General features: G+C 39.2%; 19 protein-coding genes. 6 read left to right on the forward strand and 13 right to left on the reverse strand.

Going from position 1 to position 19,069, the window contains the following annotated elements; all coding sequences use genetic code 11:
- Position 1: 1 nt before the first annotated feature.
- From ACORJQ_RS09850 to leuC, 12 genes are all read right to left on the reverse strand, one after another.
- A complete protein-coding gene (locus ACORJQ_RS09850; RefSeq protein ID WP_321324111.1) occupies positions 2–1,312 on the reverse strand; it encodes a bifunctional folylpolyglutamate synthase/dihydrofolate synthase in 1,311 nt (436 codons plus the stop codon).
- Positions 1,313–1,379: 67 nt separating this feature from the next.
- Positions 1,380–2,234, reverse strand: a complete 855-nt coding sequence (gene accD, locus ACORJQ_RS09855) for an acetyl-CoA carboxylase, carboxyltransferase subunit beta (RefSeq protein ID WP_321324113.1) — start codon at positions 2,232–2,234, stop codon at positions 1,380–1,382.
- 55 nt (positions 2,235–2,289) lie between these two features.
- On the reverse strand, positions 2,290–3,111 hold the full coding sequence (gene trpA / locus ACORJQ_RS09860; protein WP_321324115.1) for a tryptophan synthase subunit alpha: 822 nt from the start codon (positions 3,109–3,111) through the stop codon (positions 2,290–2,292).
- A 47-nt stretch (positions 3,112–3,158) separates the two neighbouring features.
- Positions 3,159–4,364 (reverse strand): tryptophan synthase subunit beta, encoded by a 1,206-nt coding sequence (trpB, locus tag ACORJQ_RS09865; protein WP_321324117.1) that lies wholly within the window; start codon positions 4,362–4,364, stop codon positions 3,159–3,161.
- The gene (locus ACORJQ_RS09870; RefSeq protein ID WP_321324119.1) at positions 4,361–4,990 is read right to left on the reverse strand and encodes a phosphoribosylanthranilate isomerase; all 630 of its coding nucleotides are present in this window, start codon (positions 4,988–4,990) and stop codon (positions 4,361–4,363) included. The genes trpB and ACORJQ_RS09870 overlap by 4 nt, the downstream gene beginning before the upstream one ends.
- 47 nt (positions 4,991–5,037) lie before the next feature.
- Positions 5,038–5,823 carry a tRNA pseudouridine(38-40) synthase TruA gene (gene truA / locus ACORJQ_RS09875; protein WP_321324121.1) on the reverse strand — a complete coding sequence of 262 codons (786 nt, stop codon included), beginning with the start codon at positions 5,821–5,823 and terminating at the stop codon, positions 5,038–5,040.
- 4 nt (positions 5,824–5,827) lie between these two features.
- On the reverse strand, positions 5,828–6,850 hold the full coding sequence (locus ACORJQ_RS09880) for an aspartate-semialdehyde dehydrogenase (protein WP_321324123.1): 1,023 nt from the start codon (positions 6,848–6,850) through the stop codon (positions 5,828–5,830).
- A gap of 82 nt (positions 6,851–6,932) precedes the next feature.
- Positions 6,933–7,439 (reverse strand): bactofilin family protein, encoded by a 507-nt coding sequence (locus tag ACORJQ_RS09885; protein ID WP_321324125.1) that lies wholly within the window; start codon positions 7,437–7,439, stop codon positions 6,933–6,935.
- The gene (locus tag ACORJQ_RS09890) at positions 7,349–8,317 is read right to left on the reverse strand and encodes a peptidoglycan DD-metalloendopeptidase family protein (protein ID WP_321324127.1); all 969 of its coding nucleotides are present in this window, start codon (positions 8,315–8,317) and stop codon (positions 7,349–7,351) included. The genes ACORJQ_RS09885 and ACORJQ_RS09890 overlap by 91 nt, the downstream gene beginning before the upstream one ends.
- A 23-nt stretch (positions 8,318–8,340) precedes the next feature.
- The gene (gene leuB, locus ACORJQ_RS09895) at positions 8,341–9,414 is read right to left on the reverse strand and encodes a 3-isopropylmalate dehydrogenase (RefSeq protein ID WP_321324129.1); all 1,074 of its coding nucleotides are present in this window, start codon (positions 9,412–9,414) and stop codon (positions 8,341–8,343) included.
- An 87-nt stretch (positions 9,415–9,501) separates the two neighbouring features.
- The gene (gene leuD / locus ACORJQ_RS09900; protein ID WP_321324130.1) at positions 9,502–10,143 is read right to left on the reverse strand and encodes a 3-isopropylmalate dehydratase small subunit; all 642 of its coding nucleotides are present in this window, start codon (positions 10,141–10,143) and stop codon (positions 9,502–9,504) included.
- Between the two features lie 22 nt (positions 10,144–10,165).
- The gene (leuC, locus tag ACORJQ_RS09905) at positions 10,166–11,581 is read right to left on the reverse strand and encodes a 3-isopropylmalate dehydratase large subunit (RefSeq protein ID WP_321326871.1); all 1,416 of its coding nucleotides are present in this window, start codon (positions 11,579–11,581) and stop codon (positions 10,166–10,168) included.
- A gap of 121 nt (positions 11,582–11,702) precedes the next feature.
- Between leuC and queE the strand changes: the two genes are divergently transcribed.
- The 6 genes from queE to ACORJQ_RS09935 all read left to right on the forward strand — a co-directional run bounded on the left by queE (position 11,703) and on the right by ACORJQ_RS09935 (position 18,008).
- Positions 11,703–12,347 (forward strand): 7-carboxy-7-deazaguanine synthase, encoded by a 645-nt coding sequence (queE, locus tag ACORJQ_RS09910; protein WP_321324132.1) that lies wholly within the window; start codon positions 11,703–11,705, stop codon positions 12,345–12,347.
- Between the two features lie 96 nt (positions 12,348–12,443).
- Positions 12,444–13,679, forward strand: a complete 1,236-nt coding sequence (gene rlmD, locus ACORJQ_RS09915) for a 23S rRNA (uracil(1939)-C(5))-methyltransferase RlmD (protein WP_321324134.1) — start codon at positions 12,444–12,446, stop codon at positions 13,677–13,679.
- 283 nt (positions 13,680–13,962) lie between these two features.
- Entirely contained in the window at positions 13,963–14,868 is a 906-nt protein-coding gene (locus ACORJQ_RS09920) for a metal ABC transporter solute-binding protein, Zn/Mn family (protein ID WP_321324136.1), read from the forward strand.
- Positions 14,869–14,932: 64 nt separating this feature from the next.
- Complete coding sequence (locus ACORJQ_RS09925; RefSeq protein WP_321324138.1) at positions 14,933–15,724, forward strand: metal ABC transporter ATP-binding protein; 792 nt, start codon at positions 14,933–14,935, stop codon at positions 15,722–15,724.
- 5 nt (positions 15,725–15,729) lie between these two features.
- Positions 15,730–17,094: a metal ABC transporter permease gene (locus ACORJQ_RS09930; RefSeq protein WP_321324140.1), complete on the forward strand. Its 1,365-nt coding sequence runs from the start codon at positions 15,730–15,732 to the stop codon at positions 17,092–17,094.
- Positions 17,094–18,008: a metal ABC transporter permease gene (locus tag ACORJQ_RS09935; RefSeq protein ID WP_321324142.1), complete on the forward strand. Its 915-nt coding sequence runs from the start codon at positions 17,094–17,096 to the stop codon at positions 18,006–18,008. The genes ACORJQ_RS09930 and ACORJQ_RS09935 overlap by 1 nt, the downstream gene beginning before the upstream one ends.
- Positions 18,009–18,067: 59 nt before the next feature.
- On the opposite strand, the gene ACORJQ_RS09940 is transcribed toward ACORJQ_RS09935, so the two are convergent.
- On the reverse strand, positions 18,068–18,955 hold the full coding sequence (locus ACORJQ_RS09940; protein ID WP_321324144.1) for a Cof-type HAD-IIB family hydrolase: 888 nt from the start codon (positions 18,953–18,955) through the stop codon (positions 18,068–18,070).
- Between the last annotated feature and the right edge of the window lie 114 nt (positions 18,956–19,069).

Here is a 19,069-nt window from a genome sequence, read left to right on the forward strand (position 1 = left end):
CCTACCAACACCCTTTCATACATTTAATAGACATTAATGCTTGCGAAACCGTAAAGAATGAACCCCAGACCAAAACATCGCAGCTTGGCATTATCGTTACTGCTTGAACAGCAGAATCAATAGAGCGGTATTCCGTAATATTTACTTCATCAACACCAGCCGAAATCAAAATAGATTTAAGCCGAGTTAAGTCAGATGCTCTTGGAATAGCTAAATCTGCAATTACCCAGGTTTTTACATAGGGCACAATCGCCTGAACCATCGGCAACATGTCTTTGTCATTCAATGCCGAAAAAATAGCAATGCGATCTTTGGGTTGTTCAGTCTGTTTTTCTAAGTAACCCGCTAATACCATGGCTGATTGCGGATTATGAGCCACATCAATTAACCAGTTTTGGTGATTTATTCGCTTAGAGTCCAATCGTCCAGGATGCTTAACCTTCTTTAATCCTGAATCTATCTGCTCAACTGTCACAGGTATTTGGTCTTGAATTTTAAACAACAAACCAACCACGCCCGAGGCATTTTGTAGCTGAAAATCACCATGTAATGCAGGCTTAGTAAATTCAAAAGCTGATTCATTATCATTTAAACTTTTAAATAACCAGGCCTGGTCATTATTACGTGTTTGATCATAGGTAAAATCAATTGATAAACAGCTAAATTGCACGCCAAGATTTTTAGAAAATTCTAATAACGTTTTAGGTGGTTTGGGGTCAGAGCATACTGATATTTGCCCTGCTCTCATAACTCCCGCTTTCTCTAGTGCAATTTGATCGCGATCATCACCCAACCAATCAATATGATCAACATCAATTGCTGTGATAATTGAGGCATCTGCATCTACAATATTTACAGCATCCAACCGACCACCCAAACCAACTTCTAAGACAACGACATCTAATTGCGACTCTTTAAAAATTGAGAGAGCCGCTAGAGTAGAAAATTCAAAATAGGTAAGTTTAGTCTGTTTACGCTGTTTTTCAATAGAGGCAAAGGCGTCGACAATGGTTTGATCATGAACCGCATGGTTGTTAATTTGAATACGTTCATTAAACTCTAAAATGTGAGGAGATGTGTAAGTGCCAACCTTATAGCCTGCTTCAATTAAAATAGCAGACAACATGGCTACAGTTGAACCTTTACCATTTGTACCTGCAACCGTAATTACAAAAGGTGCAGGTTTGGTAACTTGCATTTGATTAGCGACTAAACGTATACGTTCAAGCCCTAAGTCAATTTCATCTGCATGTAAATGCAGTAACCAGTCTATCCATTGTGTGAGGTTTGACTGGTTATTTGGAGTTATCATCGGGTATTTTAGATTCGCAGGTTAAGTAATTTTTAAAGCGATAATAATATAGCAACATCAACTAATATTAAGCAGGCTTGTTTTGAAGCATCTTACAAATATCAGCCAACTCAGTTCTAAGATTGTGACGATGAATAATACGATCAATAGCACCATGCTCTAATAAAAACTCACTTCGCTGGAAACCTTCTGGAAGTTTCTCACGCACAGTTTGTTCAATAACACGTGGGCCTGCAAAACCAATTAATGCTTTTGGCTCGGCTACATTCAAATCACCTAACATCGCAAAACTCGCAGAAACCCCACCCATTGTTGGATCAGTTAATACAGAAATAAAAGGTAAACCTTGAGCTCTTAATCGACCTAAAGCCGCACTAGTTTTCGCCATCTGCATTAGAGAGAACAATGCTTCTTGCATACGTGCTCCACCACTAGCTGAAAAACAGATAAATGGTGTTTTACGCTCAATAGCTTCATTTACTGCGCGGACAAATTTCTCACCGACAACAGATCCCATTGAGCCACCCATAAACTTAAATTCAAAAGCACCAACCATAACAGGCAAACCTTCGATAGTTCCAGAACCAGTAATGAAGGAGTCTTTTTCACCAGTCGCTTTTTGAGCCGCTGAGATACGATCCTTATATTTTTTTAAATCTTTAAACTTCAAAGCATCTACTGGAGTAACATTGGCCGAGGTTTCTACAAAACTACCGTCATCTAAAAAAGTTTCTAATCGTTGACGACCACCCAAACGCATATGATGATCACACTTAGGACAAACCTCTTGATTGCGTGCTACTTCAGAGCGGTATAAAGTACTTTCACACTTAGGGCATTTAGTCCAAAGCCCCTCTGGAACAGACTTCTTACGCTCTGTTACCTGCTTAATACTTGGTAAAATCTTTTCAAACCAGTTCATATTTTCTCCTGCTGAAATGCCATCTAATTGCGTTTCAATTTACATTCTTTGTGGTTTATTTGTTTGCATCTGCACGATCTATCGCATCGCGGAATTCGGTCATTTTTTCGCCAATAGCCAAATGAATATCATAAAGTCCTTTAGACTCATTGGCCTCAATCAAAGTCACTAATGAAGAGCCGACAATAACAGCATCGCCTAGTTTAGCCATTTCATAAGCCGTTTCACCATCTTTGATTCCGAAACCAATACCAATCGGGTGAGTAATTTGGGTTTTTAATCTCTCTAACTGTATTGCTACATCTTTCACATCAAGTTCTTTTGAACCCGTAACCCCTTTTAAAGAGACATAATAAACAAAACCGCTGCCTTTCTCATTCACAGCTTGTAAGCGGCTTTCTGGTGTTGTCGGTGAAACTAAGAAAACACGGTCTAACCCCTTAGATTCTAAAGCTTCTTTATACCCCATCGATTCTTCAGGAGGCATATCTACCGTTAATACCGCATCCACTCCCACCGAGCTTGCAGCATTAGCAAAAGATTCATAACCCTCAGCCTCAACTGGATTCAGATACCCCATCAAGACAATTGGAGTCTTATCATCTTTTTCACGAAAAACTCGTACAAACTCTAAAACATCATCCAAACTAACGTTATGCTTTAAAGCACGCTCGACCGCTTTTTGAATAACAGGACCATCTGCCATTGGGTCTGAAAATGGCACTCCCAATTCAATAATATCTGCACCCTTTTCTACCAAAAGATGCATTAATCCAATAGTAGCGTTTGGCTCTGGATCTCCCGCAGTAATATACGGTATCAATGCAGTCTTGCCATTGGCTTTTAGGTTTGCTAATGTTTTCTGTATTCTACTCATGATTTTTCTCTTATTAAAAACAACAACATTATCTATTGCTGCTATTTTTAAAACTCATAACCTTCAATTTGTGCGATGGTATTCATATCTTTATCACCACGGCCTGACAAGTTTATGATAATTGTCTGATCTGGTCGCATTGTAGGTGCCAATTTTGTTGCATAAGCTAAAGCATGACTTGATTCCAAAGCAGGAATAATCCCTTCAAATCGAGTTAAATCCCTAAAACCTTGTAACGCTTCTTCATCATCAATCGCCACATAATTAACTCGACCAATATCTTTTAACCAAGAATGCTCAGGCCCAACCCCAGGATAATCTAGACCAGCAGAAATAGAGTGCGTGCCTAAAATCTGACCATTTTTATCTTGCATTAAATAAGTACGGTTACCATGCAACACACCAGGCGTTCCTTTGCAAAGAGGAGCTGCGTGCTCACCTGTCTCCAAGCCGTGACCGGCAGGCTCTACACCGTAAATTTGTACAGATTCATCACCTAAAAATTTATGAAACAAACCAATTGCGTTTGAACCACCACCAACACAAGCGATTAGAGCATCAGGTAATTTACCTTCTTTTTCTAAAATTTGGCGACGTGCTTCTTCACCGATCACTGCTTGAAAGTCACGTACCATTGCAGGATAAGGGTGTGGACCTGCAACCGTACCAATGATATAGAAAGTATCATCTACATTCGTTACCCAGTCACGCATCGCTTCGTTTAATGCGTCTTTTAAAGTACGTGAACCAGATTCAACTGCCACAACTTTAGCTCCGAGCATTTTCATACGCATAACGTTAGGAGCTTGACGAACAACGTCATCCGCCCCCATATATACCACACATTCTAAACCCAAACGAGCTGCGACTGTTGCACTAGCAACACCATGTTGACCCGCTCCTGTTTCAGCAATAATACGTGTTTTACCAAGGCGTTTTGCTAAAAGAGCCTGACCAATGGTGTTATTAACTTTATGTGCACCAGTATGATTTAAGTCTTCACGCTTTAAATAAATTTTGGCACCACCCAACTCTTTAGACCATCGTTCAGCGTAATAAAGCGGGGTTGGACGACCAACGTAATCTCTTAAATCATCAGCAATCTCGTTTAAAAAATCAGGGCTATTTTTAACACTTTCATATTCCTGATTCAACTGCTCTAAAGCGGCCATTAAGGTCTCTGGGGCAAAAATCCCACCGTAAGGCCCAAAGTGTCCATGTTTATCTGGAAATTTTGAAAAATCTATAGTCATTCAACTGTACTCATTACTTGTTGCATAAATTGCTTAATTTTTTCTGATGATTTAATGCCTTTTGAAGCTTCAACACCACCACTCACATCCACCGCCCAAGGAGACGCTACCTGAATTGCTTGTTTGACATTTAATGACGTTAATCCACCTGCCAAAATAATGGGTAAATCAGATTCTTTTGGAATCCATTCCCAATTAAATTTTTCACCCGTTCCACCTGGCTTACCTGCTACATAAGCATCCAACAATAATCCACATGAACTTACAAACTCTTTAGCTAAGAGTTCTAGGTCTGTAGATTCTTGCATTCGAACGGCTTTGATATAAGGCCTTCCAAACTGTTGGCAAAACTCTGCTGTTTCATCACCATGAAACTGTAGTAAATCAATAGCTACCGTATCTAAAACTTGTTGAACATAAGCCTTTTCAGGGTTAACAAACAAGGCCGTTTTAGTCACAAACGCTGGAATAGATTGAGCAATTTTACAGGCCTGGTCTATTTCAACATGTCTTGGACTAGGCTCATAAAAAACTAATCCAATGGCATCTGCCCCAGCGTTCACTGCCAAAAGAGCATCTTCTCTTGAAGTTAATCCACAAATTTTAACACGAGTTCTTAGTGTCATTTTCTACGCTCTTAGCTTTATCGTCATACTCTTTGAATTAAGAAATATTATTGCCATAACACTTCATCTAGAGCAACCTGTGGAATCTGCAATTCTTGTGGATAAATAGCATTTACAAAATATAAACCACTTGCTGGTGCGGTTGCTGCCGCAAGCGTTCGATCTTTTGCTAAAAGCAAATCTGCCACCCAGTTCACGGACTGATGTTTTTTACCTACCTCAACTAAGGTGCCCGCAATATTTCTAACCATATGATGTAAAAATGCATTGGCTTGTATGTCTATGAAAATAAAATCTCCTTTACGAGAGACTTTAATAGACTGAACTTCACGCATTGCGTGACTAGCTTGGCACGCTGAAGCTCTAAAAGAGCTAAAGTCGTTTTCACCGATTAAACTTTGTGCCGCCGCATTCATTAAGCTTTCATCAAGCTTATAAGGTTCCCAGGTTACTCTTCCATTAAGAACAGCAGAGTGTACCTCTCGGTTATAAATAACATAACGATACTGGCGAGCAACAGCTGAAAAGCGAGCATGAAAATCATCCTCAACCTCTTTTGCCCATCTAATGCGAACATCATCAGGTAACTGAGTATTTACCCCTTGTACCCAGGCTTTATTAGGCCGCGATACTGATGTCTCAAAATGCACAATCTGCCCAACAGAATGCACACCAGTATCGGTTCTACCCGCACAATGCACATCAACAGGATGAGCCGCTATGCTCGATAACGCTTTTTCAACTTGTGCTTGAACTGAATCACAGTGACTTTGTCTCTGCCAACCACAATAATTTGTGCCTATATATTCAACACAAAGTGCAATTTTATTCACGAAACTAGATATAGTCTTTAATTAACACTTCAGCAATCTGAACCGTATTGGTCGCAGCACCTTTACGAACATTATCCGCAACCACCCAAATATTTAAACCGTTCGGAATAGTAATATCTTCACGTACACGACCAATATAAACAGGGTTAGTGTTTGCCGCGTCACTTACAGCCGTTGGGTAACCACCATCGACATGCTCATCTATTAACACAATACCTTCGGCATTCTTAAATAACTCTTTGGCTTGTTCAGCAGAGATTTTTTCTTTGGTTTCAATATGAACCGCTTCACTATGACCAAAAAATACAGGAACACGTACCGCTGTTGGGTTAACTAAAATTGAATCATCTCCCATGATTTTTTTAGTTTCCCACACCATTTTCATCTCTTCTTTGGTGTAACCATTTTCCATAAACACATCAATTTGCGGAATACAGTTAAAGGCAATTTGCTTAGGGTAAACTTTAGTTTCTACTGGCTTCATATTCAGTAAATTAGCCGTTTGTTTGGCTAATTCTTCAATCGCTTCTTTACCAGTACCTGAAACAGCCTGGTAAGTAGCTACGTTAATACGACTAATACCAACAGCATCATAAATAGGTTTAAGAGCAACTAACATTTGGATTGTTGAGCAGTTAGGATTGGCAATAATGCCACGAGTTTTATAGCCTGCAATCGCTTCAGGATTAACTTCGGGAACAACTAATGGAATATCATCGTCATAACGAAATTCTGACGTATTATCTACAACTACACAACCCGCTTCAGCGGCTTTTGGTGCGTAAATTTTAGACACGCTAGCCCCAGGTGAAAACAGACCAATTTGTGCTTTTGAAAAATCAAACGTTTCTAAATCTAATACTTCTACCCAAGCACCATTAAATTCAATTTTTTTACCCGCAGAACGGCTACTTGCTAATGGATATAAAGTTCCAACGGGAAAGTTACGCTCTTCAAGTACTTTTAAAATTGTTTCACCAACTGCACCTGTAGCACCAACCACTGCAACATCATATAACTTTGTCATTTTTTCTTCCTTCAAAACGTCAAGAAGACTCTTAACGTTACACTTAATTATTTTAATTTCAATTTAATGGCTTTTTCAAAAGCTACGATTCAAGAGGCTTATCTGCTTCTTCAGAATCGATATCTTTTCTTTCGATCTCTTTAGATTCAATCGTTGGTTGACTACCGTGATTTTGTTTATTTGTACGATTCAATTGAGCAAAAGTTTCTGGCAAACTCACAATCATACCACCCTCTGTCATCTCATGACTTTGACCAATAAACTTACCACCTGTTTCAACGGTCAACTCACCACTAATCAACTCACCAATCAACTTTCCTGTTTTTAAGATATCAATCTTTTCACAAGCCACTTTACCTTCAAGCGTACCACTCAATACAATGCTTCTTGCTTTTACCAGGCCTGTTACTTGACCTGAAACACCAATCGAAACATCAAATTCGCTATCAATAACACCTTCTACATAGCCATCAATATGCAAAGAACCTTTTAATTCGGTTACTTCACCGCTAATTTTGCAGCCTTCGGCGATAATTGTTTTCCCACCTTCTGCACGATTTGGTTGACGTTTTGACTTAAAGATGCCCATGGTACCCCTTTAACTTTTGTAAAAATGCCATCATAGTTTTCAATTGACCACTTATCAAAAGGTAGTGGGTTTAATCTATGATGCAAAAACCATACTTCATAATGCAAATGTGGACCTGTTGAACGACCTGTAGATCCAATTTCGCCTATTTTTTGACCCTTAGTAACAATGTCGCCTTCTTTAACTGAGCGCTGACTTAGATGTCCATAACGTGTTCTAAACCCATTAGAGTGCAGAACGGTGACTAAGTTACCATAACCGCTCTCTTCGTTATAGGCTGAATACTGCACAACCCCTTCTGCGGTTGCATGCACATCTTCTCCAATTGGGCCACGATAATCCAAGCCACCGTGAAACTCTCGTTTACCCGTTATAGGATGAATCCTATAACCAAATGGGCTGGTAATCCCCTCAAATTTAGCAACTGGGTGCCCGCTTGGAATCATACTTAACATTAGGCTTTTACCTAACGTATTGAGCTGAACTAACTTAACTCGCTCTTTATAAGGTAACTTTTCAGGCTCTTCAGGGTCAATCCCGACTAAACTCTCTAAACCTTGTAAAGATTGATCTAAAAATTCAACCTGAGCATTTTTCTTCTCAAGGTCTTTCTCAATATCACTTTTCTCATCAAGTAGATGTTGATAATCATTTTTGGTTTTTAATAAAACCTGATTATAGGTTTCAACCATCTTTTGATTATGGGCTTCCATTTCATGAGCTTGGTAAGTTAACCACCACAGAGAAACTGCTCCAACAGTCCAAATAAGCAAAAATATAGACACAATCAGCCAAGCAAACTGTCGAATAAAATGCTTAAAGGAGTAATGGCGCGAACCATGCACATCACTAATAGTGACGGTAAAGTAATTTCTCATGGGTTAATTTTTGCTTTATAGCCTTAAAGTGCGGCGACGACTGCATCACCCATTTCGCTACAAGAAACACGAGTCATACCTTCAGAGTAAATATCACCCGTACGCAAACCTTGGTCAAGTACTTTACCCACTGCATTTTCAATTTTTACAGCTAGATCTTCACGACCTAAAGAGTAACGAAGCATCATTGCCGCAGATAAGATTGTTGCTAATGGATTTGCCAAGTTTTGACCTGCAATATCAGGTGCCGAACCATGACTAGGCTCATACATACCTTTATTGTTTGCATCTAAAGAAGCAGAAGCCAACATACCAATAGACCCTGTTAGCATTGACGCTTCATCAGACAAGATATCACCAAACATATTGCCTGTTACCATAACGTCAAATTGTTTAGGGTTTAGTACCAACTGCATAGCTGCGTTATCAACATACATATGCTTTACTTCAACTTCTGGATATTCAACCGCAACTTGGTCAACAATTTCACGCCATAGTTCAGTTACTTCTAAAACATTAGCTTTATCTACAGAAGTTAACTTTTTGTTTCGTTTCATTGCCGCTTGAAAAGCCACATGAGCAATACGTTTAATTTCAGATTCAGAGTACACATAAGTATTAAAACCTTGGCGTTCACCATTTTCTAAAGTACGAATACCACGAGGCTGACCAAAATAAATGCCACCCGTTAATTCACGTACGATCAAAATATCTAAACCTGATACCACCTCAGGCTTAAGCGTAGAAGCATCTGCCAACTGAGGGTATAAAAAAGCAGGACGTAAATTTGCAAACAACTGCATTTCAGAGCGTAAACGTAAAAGCCCCTTCTCTGGTCGAACAGAGATATCAAGTGATTCCCACTTATAACCACCTACCGCACCAAGAAGCACTGCATCAGCCGCATGAGCTTTTGCCATGGTCTCATCTGCTAAAGGCACTCCATGAACATCATAAGCTGCACCACCAACAAGATCTTCTGTAGTCGAAATATCTAAACCATCAGACTTTTTTAATGCTTCTAATACTTTTACAGCTTCTGCCGTAATTTCAGGACCAATACCATCACCAGGTAAAATCAATACTTCTTGTGTCATTTTTAAATACTCTTAACTTTATAAACTTGTAATTTTTTACTTTTTTGCAATTTTACCAGGCCTGGTAAATCTACAAACCACAGGTTATCAACCCGCAAACAACCAAGGTGCTGTTTTCTTGGTTTTTTCCTCGTAGGCTTTAATATCTGCTTCATGCTGAAGTGTTAAACCAATGTCATCTAGACCATTAATCAAACAGTGACGACGGAAACTATCCACTTCAAAAGCAATCGCTTCACCGTTTGGCTTAATAATTTGCTGATTTTCTAAATCAACCGTTAATTGATAACCTTCTTGTGCATGCACTTCATTAAATAAATCATCAACAATAGCCTCATCTAAAACAATTGGTAATAGACCGTTTTTAAAACTGTTGTTAAAAAAGATATCGGCATAGCTTGGCGCAATAATCACATCAAAACCGTAATCTTTTAATGCCCAAGGAGCGTGTTCACGACTTGAACCGCAACCAAAGTTTTCACGTGCTAGAAGCACTTTTGCACCTTGGTAGCGTGGCTGATTTAATACAAACTCTTTACGCAATGGGCGGCCAGAATTATCTGAATCAGGCTCACCCACATCTTCGTAACGCCACTCATCGAATAAGTTAGGCCCAAAACCAGTGCGTTTAATTGATTTTAAAAACTGCTTTGGAATAATGGCATCGGTATCTACGTTAGCACGATCCATTGGTGCCACAATGGCGGTCTTTTTTACAAACTTTTCCATTTTATATCTCCGCTATTGTCTATTAAAGGTAGTCACGAACATCAACAAAGTGACCAGCAACCGCTGCCGCCGCTGCCATTTCCGGGCTCACCAAATGAGTACGCCCACCTGCTCCTTGACGACCTTCAAAGTTACGGTTTGAAGTCGATGCGCAATGCTTACCAGTTGGTAACTTATCGGCATTCATTGCTAAACACATAGAACAACCTGGGTTACGCCATTCAAAACCAGCCTCAATAAAGATTTTATCTAATCCTTCTTGCTCAGCCTGTTGTTTAACCAAACCTGAACCTGGAACAGCTAAAGCCTGCTCAACTTTATCTGAAATTTTTCTGCCTTTTAAAACTTCAGCTGCGGCACGAAAATCTTCAATACGTGAGTTTGTACAAGAACCGATAAATACAAAATCAACAGGGATATCTTTAATTGGCATATCGGCTTCTAAGCCCATATATTTTAAAGCTCGCTCAATACCACCAGCCTTAACTGCATCGGATTCATTAGCTGGGTTAGGCACTTTACCATTAACATCCAACACCATTTCTGGTGAGGTTCCCCATGAAACCTGAGGTTCAATTTTTGAACCATCTATTTCAACAACCTTATCAAACGCAGCGTCTTCGTCAGACTTCAAGTCCATCCAGGCGGTTACAGCCGCATCCCAATCATCACCTTTAGGTGCGTATGGACGACCCTGAACATATTCAATCGTCTTTTCATCTACACCAACAAGACCTACACGGGCACCAGCTTCAATAGCCATATTACAAACTGTCATACGCCCTTCAATAGACATATCACGAAATACTTGGCCACCAAATTCAATCGCGTGACCGTTACCACCTGCAGTACCAATTTTACCGATAATCGCTAAAACCACGTCTTTTGGAGTAACACCAGGCTGTAGCTTGCCATCAACTTTGATTAACATGTTTTTCATTTTTTTCTGAATCAAACACTGAGTAGCCAATACGTGCTCAACTTCAGAGGTACCAATACCGTGAGCCAAAGCACCTAATGCACCATGAGTTGCGGTATGTGAGTCACCACAAACGACCGTCATACCAGGTAATGTTGCACCCTCTTCTGGGCCAACAACATGTACGATACCTTGACGAATATCACCCATACCAAATTCTGTAATACCAAATTCACGGGCATTCATACCCAATGTCACTACCTGAATACGTGATACTGGATCAACAATTGATTCTGCACCACCAGTTAATTCAGTAGTAGGAACATTATGATCACAGGTTGCCAAGTTAGTATCTATTCGCCATGGTTTACGGCCAGCTAGACGCAGACCTTCAAACGCTTGCGGTGAAGTTACCTCATGCAGTAACTGACGATCTATGTAAATTAACGCCGTTCCATCATCTTCTTGACGCACTACATGTGCATCCCACAATTTATCGTATAAAGTCTTTGCTGACATTGCTCTAAACCCAACTGTTATAAACATTTAAAAAATAGTCCGAAATTATATCACTTCATCCTTTATTCGACATAGTAAAATAGCCACAGAAATCGTCAAATTAAGACAAAAGGAAGCAAAAATGAGTTATTCGGTCAAGGAAGTATTCTACTCACTCCAAGGTGAAGGGTTTCATAGTGGAAGACCTGCTATTTTTTGCCGCATGAGTAAATGCAACCTTTGGACAGGCCGTGAAGCCGATAGATCTGATGCCGTTTGCCAATTTTGCGACACCGATTTTATTGGCACAGACGGGCAAAATGGCGGCAAATTTATTAACGCCGAAGCATTGTGCCAACACCTTTTAGGCTTTTGGCCAAACGATAGCGACCAAAACCCATTTGTAGTTTTAACTGGTGGTGAACCATTATTGCAGGTGGATGAAGACTTAATCACCGCTTTACATAAACACAAATTTGAAATTGCAGTTGAAACCAACGGAACTAAAACAGCTCCTACAGGAATCGATTGGATTTGTATGAGCCCAAAAGCCAACGCTCCTATTATTCTGGATTCAGGACATGAACTAAAACTTGTCTTTCCGCAACCAGAATTAATGCCAGACAAAGTAGCTGATTTAGATTTTGACTACTTTTATCTACAACCTATGGATGATCAAGACCCAAACATTACTCAACAAAATATTAAGCAAGCGGTTGCCTATTGTTTAGCCCATCCAAAATGGAAGCTAAGTTTACAAACACATAAACTTTTAGGCATTGATTAACTAAAAACCACAATTTACCAGGCCTGGTACGCCCTGTGGCCGACCATATATTGTGAGCACAGGGTAATTAAAAAACTCATTATTAAAAGGCATAAAATGCAAAACCAGACACACAATCAAATACAAATCGAAAGCCTCACCCATGATGGTAGAGGCGTGGCTCGTATAGAAGGTAAAACGACTTTTGTAGCCAATACGGTACCTGGTGACATTGTCAGTTTACGCATTATAAAACAGCAAGATAAATTTGATGAAGCTCAGTTAATCGAAGTTGAAACACCTTCTCAAGACAGAACTCAACCATTTTGCCAAGTCTATAATGAGTGTGGTGGCTGTCAACTGCAACACCTCAGCATTGATGCACAACGTCACTGGAAATCTGAAAATTTTATTAACCGCTTAACTCAGGCAGTCAATGCCAAAAAATGCAAAATTGCAAAACCACTTATTGGTAAAGATACAGACTATCGTCGCCGTGCTCGTTTTGGTCTATCTATTAGTAAGCAAGATAAAATTGCCCGTTTAGGCTTTAGAATAGAAGCGACCAATGAACTGGTTGATATAGAGCAATGCCCTGTTTTAACGCCTAATTTAAATAAAGCTCTCAAAGAAAATCGCTCAGAGCTTTTACAACAAGCAAGCCGAGCCCACAAAGAAATTAGCTTTGTTGAAGCAGATAATGGGGTATTTATTACTAATAGTGCTTTGGAGGAACCTACAAACTTAGAGCCCAAATACACATTAAACGGCTTAGATATTCACTTTCCTGCTGACGGATTTGTGCAAGTAAATGCAGAACAAAATCAACAAATGGTAAACCAAGCGATTGATTGGTTAGAGCTAGAAGACCAACATAAAGTGCTTGATCTATTTTGTGGCGTCGGCAACTTCACACTTCCAATTGCTCAGAAGGTTAAAAAAGTGGTTGGTATTGAAGGTCTTATTGAACTAACCCAAACCGCAGAACATAACGCCAAAACCAATCAGATTGAAAATGCTGAATTTTACAAAGCTGACCTTTTTGCAGAGTGCCTAAAAACCCCTTGGTTTAGAGAGCAAAAATACCATAGAGTTTTATTAGACCCTGGCAGACAAGGGGCATTTGAAATCAGTAAAATACTGCATTTAGTCAAAGCAGAAATTATTGTTTATGTCTCTTGTAATGCTGCGACACTGATTCGTGACATCAAAGAACTTGAGAAACAAGGTTATCAACTACAAAAAGCCGGCTTAATTGATATGTTTCCACATACCGTGCACACCGAGGTAATGGTACAACTTAAACAAGCCAAAAAACCTAAAAAACCCGCTCGTAAAATCTTTAAGTTTTAGATAAAACAGGCTGTTACGCTTTTATAGCATTTTAAATAGTTGGCGTTTATTTACTGTAATAAACGCCTATTAAACCAATTATTACACCTTATTTATTCCAGTTATTTTTTATCCCCTTTTCTCTTTTTTTTCATATATTTGCCCTAACATACTCCTCAACAACAAACCTCTAAATATCTAGAACATTTTATATTTTAATGATAAGATATATTTTATTAATTAGCCTTGGCTAATTTTTTATTTAGCCTTAAATAATAATTGATAATAATTTACGGAAATCACCATGATTCAAACCAACTCTCGTGTAAAGCCTCTAATCTTAGGTTTTATTGTTTTTATTTTTAGCTTCAATGCTCAAGCCCAAATTAATGTTGTTACCACAACAGGAATGATTGCAGACTTAGCTAAAAACATTGGCGGCCAATACGTTGAGGTAAACCCATTAATGGGAACCGGAGTTGACCCGCATTTATATAAAGCCACTCAAGGAGATCTTCGTAGACTCACTAAAGCCGATATTATTTTTTATAACGGCCTGCACCTAGAAGGCAAAATGCAAGACGTCTTTACCAAGCTTTCTCGTAAAAAAGCGGTCTTTGCAGTAGGTGATCAAATATCGCAGCATGATTTACTTGAACACGGTAAACACCCTGATCCACATATTTGGTTTGACCTTAAATTATGGCACCAAGCTGGTCAACGTGTTTTAGAGGTGTATCAATCTATAGACCCAGAGCACAAGACATACTATCAATCCCAAGCTGACAAATACTTTGCTGAGATGAATGCTCTAAATCAATGGATTATTGAGCAGGTAAAAACCATTCCAAAAAAACAGCGTGTATTAATTACCGCGCACGATGCATTTGGCTATTTTGGCAAGGCTTATGGCATCAAGGTAATGGGTTTACAAGGCGTGAGCACTGCTGCTGAATTTGGCTTGCAAGACATTAAAAAACTTAAAGATGTGATTATTCAAAATGGGGTAAAAGCGGTATTTGTGGAGACCAGTGTCTCTCCTCGCTTTATTCAATCTTTAGTTGCTGGCGTTAAAGCGGAAGGCCACCAAATTAAAATTGGTGGTGAACTATATTCAGATGCAATGGGGTTAACAGGAACTCCTACTGGTAATTACTTTGGCATGGTCAAACATAATGTTGAAACCATTGTACAAGCCTTAAAAAACTAACAATAACACAGTAGCAATCAACCCTTCGCTATAGAACAATTAAACAATATGAAAAACGATCATTATGAAAAACAATAACATCCCGCCACTTTCAGTTGAAAATCTCAGTATGCGATACCATCATAAACCCGTTTTAACTGATGTAAGTTTTAGCATTCCATCAGGTAAAACTATCGCTATTGTTGGCCCAAATGGAGCCGGTAAATCGTCTTTACTTAAAGGCATTATGGGGTTAGAACCTATTATTGAAGGCCAGGTTAACTTTTTTGGCGAACCGTTAGCTAAAAAACGTCTTTCTACTGCTTATGTTCCTCAAAGAGAAGAAATTGATTGGGACTTTCCAATCAATTTAATGGATGTTGTTTTAATGGGGCGTCAAGGCCATTTAAAGTTGTGGCAACGTCCAACTAAAATAGATATTCAAATTGCAGAACAAGCCCTAAAAGACCTACAAATGTGGGATTTTAGAGATCGACAAATCAGCCAGCTATCAGGTGGTCAGCAACAGCGTGTTTTCTTAGCTCGTGCTTTAGCCCAACAGGCAACGCTTTATTTAATGGATGAGCCTTTTGCTGGAGTAGATGTCTCAACAGAAAAAGCCATTATTGAATTATTTAAAAACCTCAAAGCACAAGGCAAAACGATTGTCTGCGTTCATCATGATTTGAATACCGTAGGCGAATATTTTGATTGGATTATTTTCATCAATGCTCGTTTAGTAGCGGCAGGCCCCGTTGAAGAAGTGTTAACTAAAGAGAACCTAAACAAAACTTATGGTGGCCGCCTCTCTTTACTTAACGATTTAACCGAAGAGATGTACCGAACTAAACTCAACCAAGCACACGATACGGACTAACTAAAATGCAAGATTTTACGCTTATTCAGTCCAGCTCTGTTTGGGAAAACCTATTAACATTTTGGCAATTTGAAGACATGAATGCCGTATGGGTTCTTTTTGGCGGCGTGCTTTTAGGCATGAGCGCCTCTGTAATTGGAGCCTTTGCTTTTTTACGCAAACGTTCACTGATTGGTGATGCTCTTGCACATGCGGCCTTACCTGGTGTAATGATGGCATTTTTGCTATTTCAAACCCGTGATCCCTGGGTGATGTTTTTGGGTGCGGTAACAAGCAGTTTTATTGGTTTCTTTTTAATTGACTGGTTACCTAAAAACACCAAAATCAAACCCGATGCCGCTTTAGCGATTACCCTGTCATTTTTCTTTGCCTTAGGGTTAATGTTACTCTCTTATATTCAAGGCCTTAACATTGAAAATAAAAGCGGACTAGACAAAATCCTTTTTGGTCAGGCTGCGGCCATGACTCAAGACGATATTCGTTTACTGGGTTATGTTGCCGTTACCATTCTGTTAGCGGTTGGTCTATTTTTTCAAAAATTACGTTTAATTACGTTTAACCGCAATTACGCCAGAACCCTTGGAGTCAATGTTCAAGCTTATGAGTTATTGCTTGCCTTATTAATCGTCATGTCTGTGGTGGTAGGCTTACAACTAGTGGGTGTTGTTTTAATGGCTGCGGTATTACTTACCCCAATTGCAGCTGCTCGTTTTTGGAGTAATGAGCTAAGTCATCTATTAGTATTGTCTGCCATAATTGGTGGTGTAAGTGCCATCATTAGTACCCAAGTTTCCTATATTGCTCCAGCCATGCCAACAGGTCCCTGGATGGTGGTTAGCTTATCTGCTTTATTTTTTATCTCATTATTGTTTGCACCTAATAAAGGTTTAATAAAAAAACATCTAGAGCACAAACAATTACGTCAAAAAGTGGCTGAAGAGAATATCTTAAGAACGCTTTATAAATTGCTAGAAAGAAACACTCTGGAACAACAAGATTTTAACCAAGCCGACATTCAAGCTTTACGCAGTGTACCGAGTTCTGATTTACAAAAAACACTCAAATTGCTCTGTAAAAAACAATTAATCGAGTCCTCTTCACGAGGTTTTAGAATGACACCTCAAGGTTTAGAACTAGCTACACAACTGACCCGTCGTCATCGCTTATGGGAGAACTACCTCAACGAACAAGCAGAGTTAACCCCTGAACAAGTTCATAAACAAGCTGAACGAATTGAACATATTTTAACCGCCGAACAAGAGCAACAACTTGCACTAGAACTTGCCAACGCGAACTCCGATCCACACGGCAATCCAATACCTGCAAACAACAGCTCTTTAAACCCTAATAATAAGGGAGGTAATTCATAATGCTAACTCAACATATTGCCGAAATGGGCATAAATGACATTTGGATTATCGCCACTGCGAGCTTAGTTGCAGCCTCTTCTGCTTTAGTTGGTGTGTTTTTAATTTTACGCCGCCAAGCCTTAATTGGAGATGCCATCAGTCACTCGGTTTTACTGGGTATCGTATTAGCCTTTTTATTAACTGAGAGTCGCTCTTTACCCGTTATGTTAAGCGGTGCCGTTGTAATAGGTTTACTCACCGCTTGGTTAAGTAATACCTTACATCAAGTCAGTAAACTACAAAGTGATGCGAGTATTGGGATCGTATTTACCCTGTTTTTTGCCACTGGCGTTATTTTAGTTTCTCTCTATGCCGGGCAAATTGACCTTGACCAAGAATGCGTTTTGTACGGTGAAATTGCCTTTGTGCCATTTGACACCATCACATTAGGCGGCCTTGAACACGGTTGGGAGCTAGGCCCTAGAGCTTTTTGGGGAATCGGCACGGTATTTATAATTGTGTTGGTGAGTATATTAATAGGATTTAAACGACTTGAAACCATTGCCTTTCACCCCAGTCTTGCCGCTTCTTTAGGGATTAATGTCGTATTTTGGCATTACTTTTTAATGACCTTAGTCTCTATGACAACGGTTGCTTCGTTTGATGCGGTAGGTGCTATTTTGGTGGTTGCTTTACTGGTTATACCAGCTAGCTCAGCTTATCTATTAGCTGCATCACTTAAATCTATGCTTTGGATTGCCATTGCTTATTCTCAAGCCGCTGTGGTGGTAGGTTATGCAGTAGCATTTTTGATTGATAGCTCAATTTCGGCCTCAATTGCTGTGAGTGCAGGTGTGCTGTTTTTGATTACCGTAATTATTCAGCAAATTCAAAAATCAATAAAGCGTAAATCGTTGGTCGTCGTTACTTCATAATGCATTGGCATTCAAAAAATTCCATACATTCAATTTACCAGGCCTGGTAAATTGAATAGCTAAATCAGTAAAGTTGCCTTTAAATATTCTGCAACGCCATCTTGCGCGTTTGATTTAGCCATAGCAAGCTCAGGAAAAAGTGATTTAACACTTTCACTCGCATTATGCATAACCACACCATGCCCAACCAAAGCCAACATCTCTTTATCATTCATACCATCACCTAACGCCATCACATTTTCAGCATTGATATTGCGTTGTTGCAAAATCATTTGTAAAGCCTGCCCTTTCGATACCCCTAAATTCATGATTTCTAAATATTCGGGAGAGGTAAACGTAATATACAGTTGGTCACCAACCTCTTGGGTTAGCCTTTTTTCTAGATCTTGCAAAACAGAATGTTCAGCGGTGAAGTAAATCTTATCAATGTGATTTAAATCGATTTGTGAAAAATCTCTAAACTTATATTCAAATCCTGACTCTTCATGAATGGCCAGCAAAGATTCATGTGGCTCTTCAACTAACCACAAATCTTGTTGATAAATATTTCGATGAATATCAAAATTTTGCGACAACTCTAATACTCGCTCAACAAGGTTTGCTGGCATGTGATTCTCATAAAGCAATCTACCTTTATGATCGTGAACTCTGGCACCATTTGAAGTAATTAAACACATTTCTACACCAATCTGTTCGGCAATTAAATAAACATCTTGGTAGTGTCGCCCCGTGGCCAACATAAATGGCGTGCCTTGTTTAACTAAGTCATGAACAGCCTGTTTAGTTTTAGCTGTTAATTTATGTTCTGGGTTTAATAGAGTTCCATCTAAGTCAGAGACAACAAGATGAATATTGTTCTGAAATGAAATCTGAGGTGAGTCATTGGAAAAGGTATTGAATGAGGTTTTGATTAAATTTGATCTGTTTTTTATTTTTGGTGTCTTCATAAATTAGCTTTAACTCATACTCTATTTTACCAGGCCTGGTACCTCAAACAGGTGCTGATAAAAGGTAATACAAATCATTTTTATCTATTAAAATTTAACTGGATTTAATTACTA

Source organism: Thiomicrorhabdus sp., from assembly GCF_963662555.1.
GTDB lineage: Bacteria > Pseudomonadota > Gammaproteobacteria > Thiomicrospirales > Thiomicrospiraceae > Thiomicrorhabdus.